The organism is Mesorhizobium sp. XAP4 (assembly GCF_029269325.1).
In the GTDB taxonomy this organism is placed as follows: domain Bacteria; phylum Pseudomonadota; class Alphaproteobacteria; order Rhizobiales; family Rhizobiaceae; genus Mesorhizobium; species Mesorhizobium ciceri.
Genome location: NZ_JARIXW010000004.1, coordinates 22450 through 39194 on the forward strand (window position 1 = coordinate 22450; position 16745 = coordinate 39194).

Genomic DNA, 16745 nt, shown 5'->3' on the forward strand with positions numbered 1-16745 from the left:
ATGAAGAATGCTGGCAGGCTGGTTCGTGCCCGATATGGGTATTTTCTTCGCCTCCGACAACGGAAAGACGAGGGAAAAACCCGGATCAGGCCTAGTCTCTCTTGGCCAAGACGTCATCGATGATCGCCATGGCTGCAAGAAACGCGGCTTCTATAGCCATTTCGCTGGTATCAAGCAAGTGCGCGTCGGCGGCCGGCTTCAAAGGTGAGTCCGCTCGACCCATGTCGCGCTCGTCGCGGCGCATGATATCGGCGAGGATCTCGGTAAAATCAGCGGTCCCGCCGATGCTCTCGATCTCGGCCAGCCGGCGCTGTGCCCGCACCTCGGCGCTCGCCGTCACATAGAGTTTGATGTCGGCGTCGGGGCACACCACGGTGCCGATGTCGCGCCCGTCGAGCACCGCACCCGGCGGCGTCTTGGCGAAGTCGCGCTGCTTTTCGACGAGGATGCGCCGCACGGTCGGGTACACCGCGACCTTGGAGGCCGCCTCGCCGACCGCATGCGCCGACAAGACCGTCCGGTCGAGCTTTGCCAGATCGACCTGGCGGGCAGCGGTTTCAGCCGCCGAGACATTGTCGAGCGGCAGCGCGTGCTGGATGAGCGCATAGGCCACGGCACGGTAGGTGAGGCCGGTGTCGAGCAGGTTGAGGCGGTAGTGGTCGGCCAGCCGGCGGGCGAGGGTGCCCTTGCCGGCGCCGGCGGGGCCGTCGATGGCGATGGTGAAGACGTGTGTCATTGGCAGACCGCCGAAAGGGTTGGGCGCTGGCCTGCCAACGTACCAAGGCTATTGGTTGCCACGACCGTCACCCGATCTCCGCGCCCAGCGCCGTCATCAGCCCCATGAACTCCGGAAAGCTGGTCGCGATCATGGCGGCGTCGTCAATGGTCACCGGCTTTTCCGTCGCCAGCCCCATGACCAGAAAGCTCATGGCGATGCGGTGGTCGAGATGGGTCTGCACGGTGGTGTCCTTGCCGTTGGGATGGCCGCCAAGGCCCTTGCCGCCCGGTTTGCCGCGCACGGCAAGCGAAGCTTCGCCCTCGGTGCAGTCGACGCCGTTGAGCGTCAGCCCGTTGGCGACGGCCGACAGCCGGTCGGATTCCTTCACCCGCAGCTCCTCCAGCCCCTGCATCAGCGTTTCGCCCTCGGCGAAGCTCGCAGCGACCGCCAGCACCGGATACTCGTCGATCATGGACGGCGCCCGCTCGGGCGGCACGATGACGCCCTTGAGCTCGGAGTAACGTACCCGCAGGTCGGCGACATCCTCGCCGCCGGCATTGCGCGGGTTGAGGATGTCGATGTTGCCGCCCATCTCCTGCAGCGTCAAAAGCAGGCCGGTGCGGGTCGGGTTCATCAGTACGTTTTCGATCGTGATGTCCGAACCCGGCACGATCAGGGCGGCCACCAGCGGGAAGCCGGCCGAGGACGGGTCGCCCGGCACGGCGATGGTCTGGCCGGTCAGCTTGCCCTGGCCTTCGATGAAGATGTGGCGCACGCCACGCTCGTCGGTTTCGACCGACAGATTGGCGCCAAACCCCTTCAGCATCTTTTCGGTGTGGTCGCGTGTCATCACCGGCTCGATCACCGTGGTGATGCCGGGCGTGTTGAGGCCGGCGAGCAGCACTGCGGACTTCACCTGCGCCGAGGCCATCGGCACGCGATAGGTGATCGGTGCGGCATGCTTGGGTCCATGCAGTGTGATCGGCATGCGGTCGCCCGGCGTCGCCTTCAGCACCTGCACGCCCATCTGGCGCAAGGGTTCCAGCACACGGCCCATCGGCCGGCCCGACAGCGAGGCATCGCCGATGAAGGTCGTCTCCATGTCATAGGTGCCGACAAGGCCCATGGTCAGCCGCGAGCCGGTGCCGGCATTGCCGAAATCGAGCGGGCCTTCCGGCTGCAGCAGCGCGCCGTTGCCGGTGCCGCGGATCACCCACTCGTCGCCGTTCTTCTCGATATGCGCGCCCATTGCCTTCATGGCCGCGCCCGTGCGCATCACGTCCTCGCCTTCGAGCAGGCCGGTGATGCGGGTCTCGCCGGAGGCGAGGCCGCCGAACATGAAGGAACGGTGCGAGATCGACTTATCACCCGGCACGCGCGCGATGCCGGAAAGGGCTGGGGATTGGCGGGCGGTGGCCGGCTTGGGGGCGGCGGCGTGAGACATGGAATTTCCCTGGACGGAATGCCGGCGGGCCGGCGCTTTTCATTTGTTGCGGCGGTCTCGTACCACGGTGGGCCGAAATGGTCATCCCCATGGTCGTCACTTCACGCGAGGCCTTTCAATGCATGGTTTTGTGACGCCGGCTTTTCGCTTTGACAGCGCTGCAAACTGTGGTTAAGGGGACCACTCTTTTATTGACGAGGCTTGCCGTGGCAAAAACCGAACTTGGCACAAAACGTATCGACCCGGAGACGGGCCGAAAATTCTACGACCTGAACAAGGACCCGATCGTCTCGCCCTACACCGGCAAGACCTATCCGCGTTCCTATTTCGAGGAAGGCAAGATTGCCGCTCTCGAGGAGGAAGAGGAAGTGGCCGAGAAGGAAGTGGACGCCGAGGAAGAAGAAGGCGTTGAGGTCGTCTCGCTCGAAGAGGCAGATGAGGACGTCAAGGGCGACGACCTGCCGGATCTTGGCGACGACGAGGACGACGTTGATCTCGGCGACGACGAAGATGACACCTTCCTCGCCGACGAAGAGGAAGAAGATGACGACGTTGCCGACATGATCGGCGTCGGCGACGACGACGACGAGGTCTGATCGGCCTTGAAAGCGGGCGTTTGCGGGCTTTCGAGGACTGTGAAGAAAAAGCGACTCTCGAAGGCTTGATATCTGAGAAGGGCGGGGTTAGAAGCCGCCTGCACTAACGGCGCGGTCTCCAACCCGCGCCGGATCTCTTCGCCGGAAACGGCGCCGGTTGACTGCCGGAAGTGGGGCCATAGCTCAGTTGGGAGAGCGCTTGAATGGCATTCAAGAGGTCGTCGGTTCGATCCCGATTGGCTCCACCAAACAGTCCCTCTGCAATTCGCAGCCGATGAATGTGCCGCACTGCGGTCATCTGCGTTTGATGGTCAATTCAGGCAATGCCGCTGAAAGCCCCTCGATCAAACCGAACGAACGAGCCATTTCTCGAGAGCAACTGCTCGCCGGACAAAGTCTTCACTATTCCTGGAGTGCTTGGAGTCTGAAAGCCAGCCCGATCACCACTCGGCGAAGGAACCGTCCTTGTGGCGCCAGACCGGGTTGCGCCAGCGGTGGCCTTCCCTGGCACGTTCCTTGACATAATCCTCGTCGATCTCGACACCCAGGCCCGGGCCGTCGGGAATGGCGACATAACCATCCTCGTAGCGGAAGACATCCTTGTTGGCGGCATAGTCGAGCAGGTCGTTGGCGGCGTTGTAGTGGATGCCGAGGCTCTGCTCCTGGATGAAGCAGTTGTAGCTGACCGCGTCGAGCTGCAGGCACGAGGCAAGCGCGATCGGCCCGAGCGGGCAATGCGGCGCGACCGCGACATCATAGGCTTCCGCCATCGCCGCGATCTTGCGGCATTCTGTGATGCCGCCGGCATGCGACAGGTCGGGCTGGATGATGTCGACGACGCCTTCCTCGAACACGGACTTGAAGTCCCAGCGGCTATAGAGCCGCTCGCCGAGCGCGATCGGTGTCGAGCCAAGCGCGGCGATCTCCTTCAGCGCCTCGCGGTTTTCGCTGAGCACCGGCTCCTCGATGAACATCAGCCTATAGGGTTCGAGTTCCTTGACGAGCGCACGCGCCATCGGCCGGTGCACGCGGCCATGAAAATCGACAGCGATGCCGATGTTGGGCCCGACGGCCTCGCGCACCATGGCGACGCGTTCGACAGCGGCGTCGATCTTGTCATGGCTGTCGACGATCTGCAGTTCTTCGGTACCGTTCATCTTGAGCGCCAGGAAACCGCGCGCAACCATTTCCCTGGCGCCGGCCGCGACCTCCGCCGGGCGGTCGCCGCCGATCCAGGAATAGACCTTGATCGAGTCGCGCAGCTTGCCGCCGAGCAGTTCGTGCACGGGCACGCCGAGCGCCTTGCCCTTGATGTCCCACAGTGCCTGGTCGATGCCGGCAATGGCGCTCATCAGGATCGGGCCGCCGCGGTAGAAACCGCCGCGGTGCATCACCGTCCAGTGGTCCTCGATCAGCCGCGGATCCTTGCCGATGAGATAATCGCCAAGCTCCTTGACCGCCGCCTCGACGGTCAGCGCCCGGCCTTCGACCACCGGCTCGCCCCAGCCGGTGACGCCGGCATCGGTTTCGATCTTCAGGAACAGCCAGCGCGGCGGAACGATGTAGGTGGTGAGCGAGATGATTTTCATGCGCAGTCTCAGTTGCTCTTGAGTTTCTTGGCGCTGACGAGGTCGCGCGCCGCGAGGTCGAGGATCTTGTTTGCCGCGCCACGCGCGGCATCGGCATTGCGCATACGCAGCGCCTCGACCACCTCGCGGTGCGCCGCCACGGCCTCCATGCGCCGGTCGAGCGAAATCACCGCCGTCGCCTCCAGCGAGAATTTCAGCCCGGTGTCGATGAGATTACCGATCTGGCGAAAGATCGGGTTGTGGCTCGCGGCATAGACGATCTGGTGGAAAGCGATGTCGCTGCGCGAGAAGGCGGCGAGATCCTCGCCGGCGCCGGCCATGCCGCGCCAGGTGGCTTCGAGATCGGCGATCTCCTGCAGCGTCGCGCGCCTGGCGGCGAGTTCGGCAACCAGCGGCTCGATGGCCCGGCGAGTCTCAAGAATGGCGTCGAAGAGCTTGTCGTCCAGTGCATGCGGCGCGTGCCAGGCCAGCACCTGCGGGTCGATGATGTTCCAGTCGTCCTCGTTGCAGACGATCGTGCCGACGCGTGGCCGCGACAGCACCAGCCCTTTTGCCGCCAACACTTTCAGGGCCTCACGGATGACGGTGCGGCTGACGCTGTATTCGACGCCGAGCTCGTTTTCGGTCGGCAGTGAGGAGCCGGCCGGATAGCGCCCGGAAAAGATGTCCGAGGCAATCGCCTTGGTCACGTCGGGCATGACGCGCGGGCGGCGAGTGGCTGTGTCGCCTTGCGGTTTCTTCAAAGTCCCGGTCACCTCAGCCCTCCTCCAAGGCGGCGAACCGCTGGTTTCGCACAACCGGTCCGGCCTTAACGGATGCGGATCAATTGCGCCAGCGATCGCTGGTCAGAGCATGTACATTAATTATCATACCAGATCAATTGACGAGTATGATAAAAGCGATTAGAGACTCCGGCATCCGGGCTGAGCGCCCGGTCATCGCTGGGAGGTAATCATGCGACTTTTGAAGACCGCGCTCGTCGCGGGCGCGCTTGCCGTGCTGTCCGTCACGACCATCGCTGCATATGCTCAGGACACCAAAATCGGCTTCATCGTCAAACAGCCCGAGGAGCCGTGGTTCCAGGACGAATGGAAGTTCGCTGATCAGGCCGCCAAGGAAAAGGGCTTCACCCTGGTCAAGATCGGCGCCGAAGACGGTGAGAAGCTGATGTCGGCCATCGACAATCTCGGCGCCCAGGGCGCGCAGGGTTTCATCGTCTGCACGCCCGACGTGAAGCTCGGCCCCGGCATCGTCGCCAAGGCCGCCGCCAACAATCTCAAGCTGATGACTGTCGATGACCGCCTGGTCGGCGCCGACGGCAAGGCGCTGGAAGACGTGCCGCATATGGGCATCTCGGCAACCAAGATCGGCGAGGCGGTCGGCCAGGCGATCGTCGACGAGATGAAGGCGCGCGGCTGGAAGGCCGACGAGGTCGGCGCCATCCGCGTCTCTTACGACCAACTGCCGACCGCCGTCGACCGCGTCGAAGGCGCCATCTCGGTGCTCAAGGCAAACGGCTTCAAGGCCGAGAACATTTTTGACGCCCCTCAGGCCAAGACCGATACGGAAGCTGCCCTCAATGCGGCGACCGTCGTGCTCAACGCCCATGCCGAGATCAAGAAGTGGGTTTCTTTCGGCCTCAACGACGAAGCGGTGCTGGGTGCGGTGCGTGCCTCCGAAAGCGTCGGCATCCCCGCTGATAGCGTGATCGGCGTTGGCATTGGCGGCGCGGATTCGGCGATCAACGAGTTCAAGAAGCCGACGGCCACCGGCTTCGTCGGCACCGTGATCATCTCGCCGAAGCGTCATGGCTACGAAACGGCGCTCAACATGTATGACTGGGTTGCCAGCAACAAGGAGCCGGAGAAGCTGATCCTTACTTCCGGTGCACTCGCCAAGCGCGACGACTACCAGAAGGTCCGCCAGGGCCTCGGCATCGAATAATCCTCCCTGTACAAACAGGCGGCGGCTCATCCCGCCGCCTGTTTGCCATTCCATAAGAGGATCGCTGCCCGTGTCCTTTCTCGACTTCTCGCACATCACCAAGACCTATCCGGGCGTCAAGGCGCTGTCGGACGTCTCGTTCGGCGTCGACAAAGGCGCCGTGCATGGGCTGATGGGCGAGAACGGCGCCGGCAAATCCACCCTGATCAAGATACTGTCCGGCGACCAGCATGCCGATCAGGGCGAGATCCGCATCGACGGCAGGGTTCAGGCCTATACGTCGACCCGGGATGCCTTCGACAATGGCGTCATCGTCATTCATCAGGAACTGCAGCTGGTTCCTGAACTCACCGTTGCCGAAAATCTCAGCCTCGGTCGTTTCCCTGCCAACGCCGGCATCATCGCCGGCCGCCGGATGCTGGACGACGTCGGCGCCAAGCTGAAATCGGCCGGCATCGACATCGACATGCGCCGCAAGGTCAAGACGCTGTCCATCGGCGAACGCCAGATGGTCGAGATCGCCAAGGCGATCATGCTCGACGCACGCGTTATCGCGCTGGACGAACCGACCTCGTCGCTGTCCTCGCGCGAAAGCGAAATCCTGTTTGCCCTGATCGACCGCCTGCGCGGCGAGGGCAAGGTCATCATCTACGTCTCGCACAGGCTCGACGAAGTGTTCCGGCTCTGCGACAGCCTGACCGTGCTGCGCGACGGCAAGCTGGCGGCGCACCATGCGTCGCTGAAAGGCGTCACCCGCGACCAGGTCGTCGCCGAAATGGTCGGCCGCGAGATTTCGGATATCTGGGGTTTTCGCGCACGAAAAACGGGCGATGTCCGCCTGAAGGTCGACGCTCTCAGCGGCCCCAAACTGAAGACGCCGGCCAGTTTCGAGGCGAGGGCAGGCGAGATCGTCGGCTTCTTCGGCCTGATCGGCGCCGGGCGCTCGGAACTGATGCGTCTGGTCTATGGCGCCGATCCGCGCTCGGGCGGCACCATCACCGTCGATGGCAAGCTGGTCCCTGCCACCGATCCGCGTGGTACGATCCGGGCCGGCATCGTGCTGTGTTCGGAGGATCGCAAGCATGACGGCATCATCCAGGGCCGCTCGGTCGAGGAGAACATCAACATCTCGTCGCGGCGCCATCACACGCGCTTCGGCGTGTTGAACCGCGCCAGCGAGATCGCCACCGCCGAAACCTTCATCAAGAAGCTCAAGGTGCGCACGCCGTCGCGCAAGCAGGACATCATCAACCTCTCCGGCGGCAACCAGCAGAAGGTCATTCTTGGCCGCTGGCTGTCCGAACAAGGGGTGCGGGTTCTCATTGTCGACGAGCCGACGCGCGGCATCGACGTCGGTGCCAAATCGGAAATCTATGAACTGCTCTACCAGCTTGCGCAGGACGGCATGGCGATCGTTGTCGTCTCGTCCGAACTGCCGGAGGTGATGGGCATCTGCGATCGCATTCTGGTGATGTGCGGCGGCCGCGTCAGCGCCGAGCTCACCCGCGACCAGTTCGCCGAAAGGGCGATCCTGGCCGCCGCTCTCCCCGATCAGAAAACCCCCGACGCGATCGCATCTTGAGGACTTTTGGCATGACCGACCAGTTGAAAAAAATCCTGCTCGGCAAACAGGGCCTCGTCGTCATCTTTGTCGTCGCCTTCGCGCTGGTCTCGGCTCTGGTGCCGAATTTCCTCACCGACCGCAATATGCTCGGCCTGCTGCAGTCGGTGGTCACCGTCGGTATCGTCGCCTGCACCATGATGTTCTGCCTTGCCGCACGCGACTTCGACCTGTCGGTCGGCTCCATCGTCGCCTTTGCCGGCATGGTCGCTGTGATGGCGTCGAATTACACCGGCTCGATCCTGCTTGGCCTCTTGGCGGCAATTGCCAGCGGCGCCTTCGTCGGCTTCATCAATGGCGTCGTCATCGCCAAATTCCGCATCAACGCGCTGATCACGACGCTGGCCACCATGCAGATCGTGCGCGGGTTTGCGCTGATTGCGTCCGACGGCCGCGCCGTCGGCATCAACAGCCCGGATTTCTACCAGCTCGCGCTGTCCAAACTGCTCGGCATTCCGACGCCGGTCTGGGTGCTCGCCATCCTGTTTTTCATCTTCGGCTTCGTCCTCAACCGCACCGTCTTCGGCAAGAACACATTGGCCATCGGCGGCAATCCGGAGGCTTCGCGCCTTGCCGGCGTCAATGTCGACCGGACGCGCATCTGGATTTTTGCGCTGCAAGGCGTCGTCTGCGGCATCGCCGGCATCCTGCTGGCGTCGCGCATCACCTCGGGCCAGCCCAACGCGGCGGTCGGACTGGAACTCTCGGTCATCTCGGCCTGCGTGCTCGGCGGCGTCTCGCTTGCCGGCGGCCGCGCCACCATGTCGGGCGTCATCGTCGGCGTGCTGATCATGGGCATCGCCGAGAACGCCATGAACCTGCTCAACATCCCGGCCTTTTACCAGTACATCGTGCGCGGCGTTATTTTGCTGCTGGCCGTGCTGCTCGACAATCTGCGCTCGTCGGCTTTGGGCCGGCGTTGACTCGGGGCAGGGCATGTCGGCTGGAATACTACTGGAAAGCAATCGGCTGTGCGTCGAGATCAGCCCCTCTGGCAGCGCAATCGTCAACGGCCATACGGCCGACGGGGTGCCATTCCTGCGTCCCTACCAAGGCGAGGCCGAGTTCGACGTTGTGCACTGCGCTTGCTTTCCGATGGTGCCGATCGGCAATCGCGTCGAGGGCAATGCGTTTTCCTGCGGCGGTCAAAACTTCACGCTGGCGCCCAACACGACTGATCCTTTCTATATTCACGGTGACGGCTGGCAGGCGAACTGGAAGGTCGAGGAGCATCGCGTCGACCGCCTCCATTTGGCCTTCGATCATCCGCGCGGCGTCGACTCGCCCTATGTCTACCATGCGCGACAGTCGTTCCGGCTCGCCGGCGCGCGGCTGGAACTCCGGCTTGCCGTCGAAAATACCGGCGTCATTCCACTGCCATTCGGCCTCGGTTTCCATCCATTCTTTCCGCGCACGCCGCGGACGACCTTGTTTGCGCCGGCCGAAACCTGGTGGACAGAGCGCGACGGGCACCTTCCAGCGTCCAGGAGCGCCATTGCCGACGATGTCGATTTCTCAACGCCGCGCCATTTGCCCGACCGTTGGCTGAACAATGGCTTCGAAGGGTGGAGCGGCATCGCGCGCATCATCTGGCCGGAGCATTGTCTGGGGATCGACATCGAGGCGGACGCGGAGCTCGACCGCTACATGCTCGTTGCGCCGGACACGGACCGAAGCTTCTTCTGCCTGGAGCCGATGAGCCATACCCCAAGTGCGTTGAAGCATTTCGATGCCGACCCAATGGGGATCAAGGTACTTTCCCCCGGCGAGGTTCTCAGAGCAAGATTCGCAATGACCGTCTTCGACTGGAGCGACAACCATGGCTGAGCGCCTTTCCGGCAAACGCATCTTCCTGACCGGCGCCGCGCAAGGCATCGGGCTGGCGATCGCCGAGGCCTGCCTTGCCGAAGGCGCAAGACTGTTCCTGGTCGACCGCGACGGCGCACTGCTGGACAAGACCGTCGCGGGCCTCGCCGTGCCGCGCGGCCATGTCGGGCATGCGGCAGCCGACATCAGCGACGGTGCCGCGATTGCCGCTGTCGTCAGCCAAGCGGCCGCCGAGATCGGCCCCATCAACGCGCTGATCAACAATGCCGGGGTCAATGTGTTCTCGACGCCGCTCGAGGCGACCGAGGAGGAATGGAACCGCAACTTCGACGTCAACGTCAAGGGCGCCTGGAATTGCAGCAAGGCGGTGTTGCCGGGCATGATCGCGAGCGGCGGCGGCGCCATCCTCAACATCGCCTCGACGCACAGCCTCACCATCATCCCACACACCTTTCCCTATCCGGTCGCCAAGCACGCGCTGCTCGGCCTGACCAAATCGCTGGCGCTCGAATATGCGGTGCAAGGCGTGCGCGTGAACGCGCTGGCGCCCGGCTATGTCGAAACCCAGAAGGCGATCGACTACTGGAACAGCTTTGCCGATCCGGCCACAGCACGCGCCAACACCATGGCGCTACATCCTGGCGGCCGCATCGCCACGGCGCGCGAGATTGCGCTGGCTGCGGTGTTCATGATTTCCGACGAGTGCCCGTTCATGAATGCGGCCACGCTCGTCGTAGATGGTGGGCTGAGCCAGCTCCAGCATCCAGCCTGAATTCCGGGAAATCATGACCAAGAGACGATCGCAGCACTGGTTCGGCGGGCAGGGCAAGGACGCCTTCATTCACCGCAGCTGGATGAAGAACAACGGCCTGCCCGACGATGCCTTCGACGGCCGCCCGGTGATCGGCATCTGCAACACCTTCTCCGAATTCACGCCTTGCCACGTGCATTTCCGTGGCCTGATCGAGCACATCAAGGCGGGCGTGCTGGAAGCCGGCGGCCTGCCGCTGGAATTCCCGGTCTTCTCCTGCGGCGAATCCAATCTGCGCCCGACGGCGATGCTGTTCCGCAATCTCGCCTCGATGGATGTCGAGGAAGCGATCCGCGGCAATCCGATGGACGGTGTCGTGCTGATGGCAGGCTGCGACAAGACCACCCCGTCGCTGGTCATGGGCGCGGCCTCCTGCGACCTGCCGTCGATCGTCATTTCCGGCGGGCCGATGCTCAATGGCCGTTTCCAGGGCCGCGAGATAGGTTCCGGCACCGATGTCTGGAAATTCTCCGAGGATGTCCGCGCCGGCGTGATGAGCGAGCAGGATTTCGCTAATGCCGAGAGTGCCATGTCACGCTCGCCGGGTCATTGCATGACCATGGGCACGGCCTCGACCATGGCCTCGATGGTCGAAGCGCTCGGCCTGGCGCTGCCGGGCAACGCTGCCTATCCGGCGGCCGACGCGCGCCGCAGTCGCATCGCCCGCATGACGGGGCGGCGCATCGTCGAGATGGTCAATGAGAATCTCCGCCCGTCCGCCATCCTCAAGAAAGAAGCTTTCGCCAACGCCATCCGTGTCAATGGTGCCATCGGCGGCTCGACCAATGCGGTCGTGCATCTGCTGGCGATTGCCGGCCGCGTCGGCACCGAACTGACACTGGACGATTGGGATCGGTATGGCCGCGATGTACCGACCATCCTCGACCTGATGCCGTCAGGCCGCTTCCTGATGGAGGACTTCTGCTACGCAGGCGGCATTCCGGCGGTCATCAAGGAGATTGGCGATCTGCTCGATCTCGACGTGCTGACCGTCACCGGCAAGACCGTGCGCGACAACATCCGTGACGCTGAAAACTACAATCCCGAGGTGATCCGCCCGCGCGACAAGGCGCTTACTCCCAATGGCGGTATCGCGGTGCTGCGTGGCAATCTGGCGCCCGACGGCGCCATCATCAAGCCGTCAGCCGCGTCACCGGCCCTGATGAAGCATCGCGGCCGCGCCGTCGTCTTCGAGGACATCGACGACTACAAGGCGCGCGTCGACGATCCCGCGCTCGACGTCGACGAAGCGTCGATCATGGTGCTGAAGAATTGCGGCCCCAAGGGCTATCCGGGGATGGCCGAGGTCGGCAACATGGCGCTGCCCCGGAAGCTGCTGAAGCAGGGTGTCCGCGACATGATCCGCATCTCCGATGCCCGCATGTCCGGCACCGCCTTCGGCACCGTCGTGCTGCATGCCGCACCCGAAGCCGCCATCGGCGGCCCGCTGGCGCTGGTCAGGAGCGGCGACTTCATCGAGCTCGACGTCGAAGCAAGGAAGCTGCATCTCGACGTGTCGGCACAGGAGCTGGCGCGGCGTCGTGAATCCTGGCTACCGCCCGTCCCGGCGATGCGCGGCGGCTATCAGGGCCTCTATGTCGACCGTGTCCTGCAGGCGGACCGCGGCGCCGATCTCGACTTTCTCGTCGGATGCCGTGGCCACGCCATTCCACGCGAAAGCCATTGAGGCCGACCAGCATGCCCAATTTCCGGCCTGACGATTTCCACGGCATTCACGCCATTCTCTACGCGCTCTTTGACGCGAACGAACAACTGGACCGCGCGGCGATGCGTCGGCAGGTCGAGATCTGCCTGGCGACGGGCGTGCACGGCATGGCGGCGCTCGGCCTGGCGACGGAAGTCGCCAAGCTGACCGAGGCCGAGCGCCGGACGATCATGGACTGGACGGCGGAAGATACGGCTGGAAAAGTGCCGCTTGCCTTCACCATCTTCGGCGCTTCGGTGGCTGAGCAGGTGGCACAGCTTCGCCATGCTGAAAGCGTGGGAGCGGATTGGGTGATCCTGCAGCCGCCGCCGGTCGGATCCTATGGTGCGCTGGAATACACCAGGTTCTTCGGCCGCGTCGCCGAGGCAACCGACCTGCCGGTGGCGATCCAGAACGCGCCGGCGTTTTTCGGGCGCGGCCTGTCATCGGACGAGATCCGCGAACTTGTCACGCTTCATCCCAACATAAGGCTGATCAAGGGCGAAGGCCCTGTCACCGACATTGCCGGATTGATCGAACGCACCGAAGGCCGGATACCCGTTTTCAACGGACGCGGCGGCCTTGAACTGATCGACAATTTCCGCATCGGTTGCCGCGGCATGATCCTGGCGCCTGATGGCATCGACCTCGCCGTGCGCGCCTACAATGCGTTTCGGATCGGTGACGAAGCGACGGCCGAGGCCGAGTACGCAAGAATGCTGCCGGCAGCGGTCTTCGTCATGCAGGGCATCGAGAACCTGATCTGCTACGGCAAGCGGCTGTTCGGCGCCCGCGCAGGCATCCCGATACACGACCGGGCTCCGGCGATGCGGCCCAACGAGACCGGCGTGGCGATGGTGGCGCGCTTTGCGGCTGGCCTCGGTCGGTTGCCTGGCTGAACGGCAACTGCCCTTCAATAGGTCGTCCGCCCACCCGACAGGTCGAACGTGGAGGCGGTCGTGAAACTGTTCTCCTTGGAGACGAGCCAGGCGACCATCGCCGCGGCTTCGTCGACCTCCAGCAGGCGGCCGCGCGGAATGCGCGAGCGCATATATTCGATGTGCTCCGGCGTCAGCTGTTCGAGGATGCGCGTCTGTGCCGTGGCCGGCGAGATGCAGTTCACGGCGATGTCGTACTGCGCCAGTTCCTTGCCGAGCGACTTGGTCAAGCCGATGACCGCCGCCTTCGAGGCTGAATAGGCGGAGGCGTTGGGGTTGCCCTCCTTGCCGGCGACCGAAGCGATGTTGACGATCCGTCCGTAATTGCGCTCCTTCATTCCGGGAACCACGGCGCGATTGACGTAGAACGTACCGTTTACGTTGACGTCGATGACCTTCTTCCACGTCTCGATGTCGTAGACGTCGAGCGGGGCGGCAGGGCCGGCAATTCCGGCGGAATTGACCAGAATGGAAATCTTGCCGGCCAGATCTTCGGTCCTGGCGCGCGCCGCGTCCACCGACGTCCAATCGGCGACGTCCACGATCTCTGTCGTGGCAGCGTTGCCGAGTTCCTTCTTGGCGGTTTCGAGGCGGGCCTCATCGAGATCCCACAAGCTGACCGTCGCGCCGGAAGCGACGAAACGCCTGGCCATCGCGAAGCCGAGGCCTTGGGCGCCACCGGTGACCACAGCGTGCTGGCCGTCAAGATCGATCCTGTTCATGTCGAGCGGTTCTTTCCGTTTGAGCTACTTCCGGGATAAAGGCCGGCCTGTGCAGGCCGGCGATCGCTACATGGTCGCGCCAAGGCTCCATGGCACGAACTCGTTGTCGCCATAGCCGAGCGCTTCCGACCTGGTGCGCCCGCCGGAAGCGACGCGCAGGATCTCGGCAAAGATCTCCTCGCCCTTCTCGGCCAGCGAGACGCCGTCCAGTATGTCTCCGCAATTGATATCCATGTCCTCGCGCATCTGCTCGAAGATGAAGGTGTTGGAGGCAAGCTTGATCGAGGGCGTCGGCTTGCAGCCGAAGGCCGAACCGCGGCCGGTGGTGAAGCACAATATGTTGGCGCCGCCGGCGACCTGCCCGGTGGCCGAGACCGGGTCGTAGCCGGGCGTATCCATGAAGACGAGGCCGCGCTCGTTGATCGGCTCGGCATATTCCAGCACCGCCCGCAGATTGGTGGTGCCGCCCTTGGCGGAAGCGCCGAGCGATTTCTCCAGGATGGTCGTCAACCCACCCAGCTTGTTGCCGGGCGAAGGGTTGTTGTTCATCTCCATGTCGTGCCTGGCGGTATAATCCTCCCACCAGCGGATGCGTTCGATCAGCTTTTCGCCCACCGCGCGGCTCTCGGCGCGCAAGGCGAGGAGATGTTCGGCGCCATAGATCTCGGGCGTCTCCGAGAGCACCGCCGTACCGCCTTGCCCGACAAGCAGGTCCACCGCAGCACCTAGTGCCGGATTGGCGCTGATGCCGGAGTAACCGTCCGATCCGCCGCATTGCAGCGCAAGCACCAGTTCGGAGGCTGGTCGCGGCGTCCTTTCGGCGGCGTTCACTGTAGGCAGCATGTCGACGATCGCCTTCACGCCAGCCTCGACCGTCTTTCGCGTACCGCCGGTTTCCTGGATGGTCATCGTGCGGAAAATCGTGCTCTCCTCGATGTTGTACGACTGCATCCAGCGCGGGATCTGGAACGCTTCGCAGCCGAGTCCGACCATCAGCACGCCGCCGATATTGGGGTTCGTGGCAAAGCCCCATTGCGTCCTTTTCAACAGGTCGTAAGCGGGACCCTTGGTGTCGATGCCGCAGCCAGTGCCGTGGACGAGTGCGATGATACCGTCGACATTGGGATAGTCGCGCAGGATGCCAGATCGGTTGACCTCGTCGGTGATGAACCGGGCGACGCTGGCAGAGCAGTTCACCGAGGTCAGGACGGCAATGAAGTTGCGCGTGCCCACCTTGCCGCTCGGCCGGCGGTAACCCATGAAAGTAGCGCGCTCGGCCTCGGCAACGATCTCGGTTTGCCTGGTATTCGTGCCGAAGACGTAGTCGCGTTCGAAATTTCGCAGATACACATTGTGCTCGTGAACCCAGTCGCCGGCGACGATTGGTTCCCGCGCAAAACCGATGGTCTGGCCGTATTTCACGATCGGCTGGTCCGAGCCGATGTCGCGCAAGGCCATTTTGTGCCCGCGCGGTATGCATGCCCTGGCAGCCACGTCACCGGCTTTTTCGCCGATCTTCAACGGATCGATCGCCAGAAGAATGTTGTCGGCCCCCGAAAGCTTGATGAACCGCGCCATGACCCAAACTCTGAAAAAGTTCTCCGCGACAGGAGGTCGAGAGACAAGAAATGATTTGGAATACTAATATAATAGAATGTCAGAGGTCAAGGCCGGAGACTGGATGAGGTCGTCATGAAAGACGGACCGGTCGCCACGTCGTTGGGGCATATCCGGGAAGCGACTGCCCGATAACGTTCTGGTCAATCGAGATGGAAGACCTCTTCCATGGCCGCCCACCATTCGCCGTCGGCGCGCGTCGGCAGCGGCGTCTGCATGGGGCCGCACAGTTCCCACCATTTGCGCATGGCCGGCGACTCGCTCATCCGCGCTGCATCCCTGGCGAAGTCGCTGCCGTAATACTCCCAGCAGGCGAACAGAAGGTTCTCCGGTTCGCGCAGGAAGATCGAATAGTTGCTGATGTTGGCGCGGCTGATGACGTCGAGCACTTCGGGCCAGACGGCGGCGTGGACGCGCTTATAGTCCGCGATCGCCTCGGCTTTCACGCCGATACAAAGTCCCATTCTTTGCATGCTGGTTGCTCGCGGGGCTTCAGCCGAGAAGGTCGGCGGCGACTTCGAGCGTGTTGCGGAACGACGTCTCGAGATGATGTTCCATGGCCCGTGCCGCACCCTCGGCGTCGTGGCGCTTCAGCGCGTCGAAAATGGCCTCGTGCTGCTCGATCGTCTGTTCGCCATAACCCGGTCTTGGGATAGCGAGATAGCGCCCGCGATCCATCTGTGCCTTCGAGATGTCGACGGCTCTCCAGATCATCGGCAGGCCGCAGATCTCGGCTATGGTGCGGTGGAAGACATCGTCGAGTTGTATCGCGGTGGCATATCTGCCGCGGGATATGGCAAGCCGGTGCGCCGCCATGTTGTCTTCCAGCAATTCGCTGGCTGCCGCTGTGAACTTGGCGGCCGCGCGTCGGGCGCTTTCCATCTCCAGTGCCCGCCGGATGACATAGGCTTCTTCCAGGTCGGCCCGGCTGATCGGAGCAACATAGGTGCCGGTCTGCGCCAGGATCTTGACCAGGCCCTCGTCGCTGATGCGCTTGACCGCTTCGCGAACGGGGGTGCGAGACACCCCCAGGGCCTCCGCGATGGCGACCTCGTTGATGACTTCTCCCGGCTTCAACTGCCCGACGACGATCAGGTTGCGGATCTTGTGGTAGATCTGATCGCGGAGCGGAAGAGCCCGATTGAGCGTCGAAGGATCCAGGTCCATTGCAAATCCGTGTCTTCGTTCACCAGAAATGGCCAGATAATACTAG

16 protein-coding genes and 1 tRNA gene are annotated in these 16745 nt (G+C 63.4%); 9 read left to right on the plus strand and 8 right to left on the minus strand.

Features of this window, described 5'->3' with window-relative positions:
* Nucleotides 1-91 precede the first annotated feature (91 nt).
* On the minus strand, nt 92-736 hold the full coding sequence (cmk, locus tag P3C39_RS17795; RefSeq protein ID WP_013528182.1) for a (d)CMP kinase: 645 nt from the start codon (nt 734-736) through the stop codon (nt 92-94).
* Between the two features lie 67 nt (nt 737-803).
* Nucleotides 804-2162, minus strand: a complete 1359-nt coding sequence (gene aroA / locus P3C39_RS17800; protein ID WP_013528181.1) for a 3-phosphoshikimate 1-carboxyvinyltransferase — start codon at nt 2160-2162, stop codon at nt 804-806.
* A 206-nt stretch (nt 2163-2368) separates the two neighbouring features.
* Here aroA and P3C39_RS17805 point away from each other — a divergent pair, with 206 nt between their 5' ends.
* Together P3C39_RS17805 and P3C39_RS17810 are read left to right on the plus strand one after the other, a co-directional pair.
* The gene (locus P3C39_RS17805; protein WP_013528180.1) at nt 2369-2758 is read left to right on the plus strand and encodes a TIGR02300 family protein; all 390 of its coding nucleotides are present in this window, start codon (nt 2369-2371) and stop codon (nt 2756-2758) included.
* A 172-nt stretch (nt 2759-2930) separates the two neighbouring features.
* Nucleotides 2931-3006, plus strand: a tRNA-Ala gene (locus tag P3C39_RS17810).
* Nucleotides 3007-3198: 192 nt separating this feature from the next.
* Here P3C39_RS17810 and dgoD read toward each other — a convergent pair.
* The gene (gene dgoD, locus P3C39_RS17815; RefSeq protein WP_127368303.1) at nt 3199-4347 is read right to left on the minus strand and encodes a galactonate dehydratase; all 1149 of its coding nucleotides are present in this window, start codon (nt 4345-4347) and stop codon (nt 3199-3201) included.
* A gap of 8 nt (nt 4348-4355) precedes the next feature.
* On the minus strand, nt 4356-5045 hold the full coding sequence (locus tag P3C39_RS17820) for a FadR/GntR family transcriptional regulator (RefSeq protein WP_275954213.1): 690 nt from the start codon (nt 5043-5045) through the stop codon (nt 4356-4358).
* 256 nt (nt 5046-5301) lie between these two features.
* On the opposite strand from P3C39_RS17820, the gene P3C39_RS17825 reads away from it, so the two are divergent.
* From P3C39_RS17825 to P3C39_RS17855, 7 genes are all read left to right on the plus strand, one after another.
* A complete protein-coding gene (locus tag P3C39_RS17825) occupies nt 5302-6291 on the plus strand; it encodes an arabinose ABC transporter substrate-binding protein (protein ID WP_024501894.1) in 990 nt (329 codons plus the stop codon).
* A 70-nt stretch (nt 6292-6361) separates the two neighbouring features.
* Nucleotides 6362-7873 carry an L-arabinose ABC transporter ATP-binding protein AraG gene (araG, locus tag P3C39_RS17830; RefSeq protein WP_027164219.1) on the plus strand — a complete coding sequence of 504 codons (1512 nt, stop codon included), beginning with the start codon at nt 6362-6364 and terminating at the stop codon, nt 7871-7873.
* Nucleotides 7874-7884: 11 nt separating this feature from the next.
* The gene (araH, locus tag P3C39_RS17835; protein ID WP_275954191.1) at nt 7885-8835 is read left to right on the plus strand and encodes an L-arabinose ABC transporter permease AraH; all 951 of its coding nucleotides are present in this window, start codon (nt 7885-7887) and stop codon (nt 8833-8835) included.
* 13 nt (nt 8836-8848) lie between these two features.
* On the plus strand, nt 8849-9739 hold the full coding sequence (locus tag P3C39_RS17840) for an aldose 1-epimerase (RefSeq protein ID WP_275954190.1): 891 nt from the start codon (nt 8849-8851) through the stop codon (nt 9737-9739).
* The gene (locus P3C39_RS17845; RefSeq protein WP_275954189.1) at nt 9732-10511 is read left to right on the plus strand and encodes an SDR family oxidoreductase; all 780 of its coding nucleotides are present in this window, start codon (nt 9732-9734) and stop codon (nt 10509-10511) included. Before P3C39_RS17840 ends, P3C39_RS17845 begins: the two co-directional genes overlap by 8 nt.
* A 13-nt stretch (nt 10512-10524) precedes the next feature.
* Complete coding sequence (locus P3C39_RS17850) at nt 10525-12237, plus strand: IlvD/Edd family dehydratase (RefSeq protein WP_275954188.1); 1713 nt, start codon at nt 10525-10527, stop codon at nt 12235-12237.
* Nucleotides 12238-12248: 11 nt separating this feature from the next.
* The gene (locus P3C39_RS17855) at nt 12249-13154 is read left to right on the plus strand and encodes a dihydrodipicolinate synthase family protein (RefSeq protein ID WP_027164224.1); all 906 of its coding nucleotides are present in this window, start codon (nt 12249-12251) and stop codon (nt 13152-13154) included.
* 14 nt (nt 13155-13168) lie between these two features.
* On the opposite strand, the gene P3C39_RS17860 is transcribed toward P3C39_RS17855, so the two are convergent.
* The 4 genes from P3C39_RS17860 to P3C39_RS17875 all read right to left on the minus strand — a co-directional run bounded on the left by P3C39_RS17860 (nt 13169) and on the right by P3C39_RS17875 (nt 16699).
* A complete protein-coding gene (locus tag P3C39_RS17860; RefSeq protein WP_013528170.1) occupies nt 13169-13915 on the minus strand; it encodes an SDR family NAD(P)-dependent oxidoreductase in 747 nt (248 codons plus the stop codon).
* 66 nt (nt 13916-13981) lie between these two features.
* The gene (locus P3C39_RS17865; RefSeq protein WP_275954187.1) at nt 13982-15493 is read right to left on the minus strand and encodes an altronate dehydratase family protein; all 1512 of its coding nucleotides are present in this window, start codon (nt 15491-15493) and stop codon (nt 13982-13984) included.
* Nucleotides 15494-15675: 182 nt separating this feature from the next.
* Entirely contained in the window at nt 15676-16005 is a 330-nt protein-coding gene (locus tag P3C39_RS17870; protein ID WP_275954186.1) for an L-rhamnose mutarotase, read from the minus strand.
* Nucleotides 16006-16024: 19 nt separating this feature from the next.
* A complete protein-coding gene (locus P3C39_RS17875; protein ID WP_013528167.1) occupies nt 16025-16699 on the minus strand; it encodes a GntR family transcriptional regulator in 675 nt (224 codons plus the stop codon).
* Nucleotides 16700-16745: the final 46 nt, after the last annotated feature.

Excerpts from the sequence above, each read along its gene's own strand:
- P3C39_RS17860 (WP_013528170.1), bottom strand. The coding sequence starts at position 13,915 with ATGAACAGGATCGATCTTGACGGCCAGCACGCTGTGGTCACCGGTGGC.
- aroA (WP_013528181.1), bottom strand. The coding sequence starts at position 2,162 with ATGTCTCACGCCGCCGCCCCCAAGCCGGCCACCGCCCGCCAATCCCCA.
- P3C39_RS17845 (WP_275954189.1), top strand. The coding sequence starts at position 9,732 with ATGGCTGAGCGCCTTTCCGGCAAACGCATCTTCCTGACCGGCGCCGCG.
- cmk (WP_013528182.1), bottom strand. The coding sequence starts at position 736 with ATGACACACGTCTTCACCATCGCCATCGACGGCCCCGCCGGCGCCGGC.
- P3C39_RS17850 (WP_275954188.1), top strand. The coding sequence starts at position 10,525 with ATGACCAAGAGACGATCGCAGCACTGGTTCGGCGGGCAGGGCAAGGAC.
- P3C39_RS17865 (WP_275954187.1), bottom strand. The coding sequence starts at position 15,493 with ATGGCGCGGTTCATCAAGCTTTCGGGGGCCGACAACATTCTTCTGGCG.
- P3C39_RS17825 (WP_024501894.1), top strand. The coding sequence starts at position 5,302 with ATGCGACTTTTGAAGACCGCGCTCGTCGCGGGCGCGCTTGCCGTGCTG.
- P3C39_RS17840 (WP_275954190.1), top strand. The coding sequence starts at position 8,849 with ATGTCGGCTGGAATACTACTGGAAAGCAATCGGCTGTGCGTCGAGATC.
- dgoD (WP_127368303.1), bottom strand. The coding sequence starts at position 4,347 with ATGAAAATCATCTCGCTCACCACCTACATCGTTCCGCCGCGCTGGCTG.
- P3C39_RS17820 (WP_275954213.1), bottom strand. The coding sequence starts at position 5,045 with ATGCCCGACGTGACCAAGGCGATTGCCTCGGACATCTTTTCCGGGCGC.
- P3C39_RS17870 (WP_275954186.1), bottom strand. The coding sequence starts at position 16,005 with ATGCAAAGAATGGGACTTTGTATCGGCGTGAAAGCCGAGGCGATCGCG.
- P3C39_RS17855 (WP_027164224.1), top strand. The coding sequence starts at position 12,249 with ATGCCCAATTTCCGGCCTGACGATTTCCACGGCATTCACGCCATTCTC.
- P3C39_RS17875 (WP_013528167.1), bottom strand. The coding sequence starts at position 16,699 with ATGGACCTGGATCCTTCGACGCTCAATCGGGCTCTTCCGCTCCGCGAT.
- araH (WP_275954191.1), top strand. The coding sequence starts at position 7,885 with ATGACCGACCAGTTGAAAAAAATCCTGCTCGGCAAACAGGGCCTCGTC.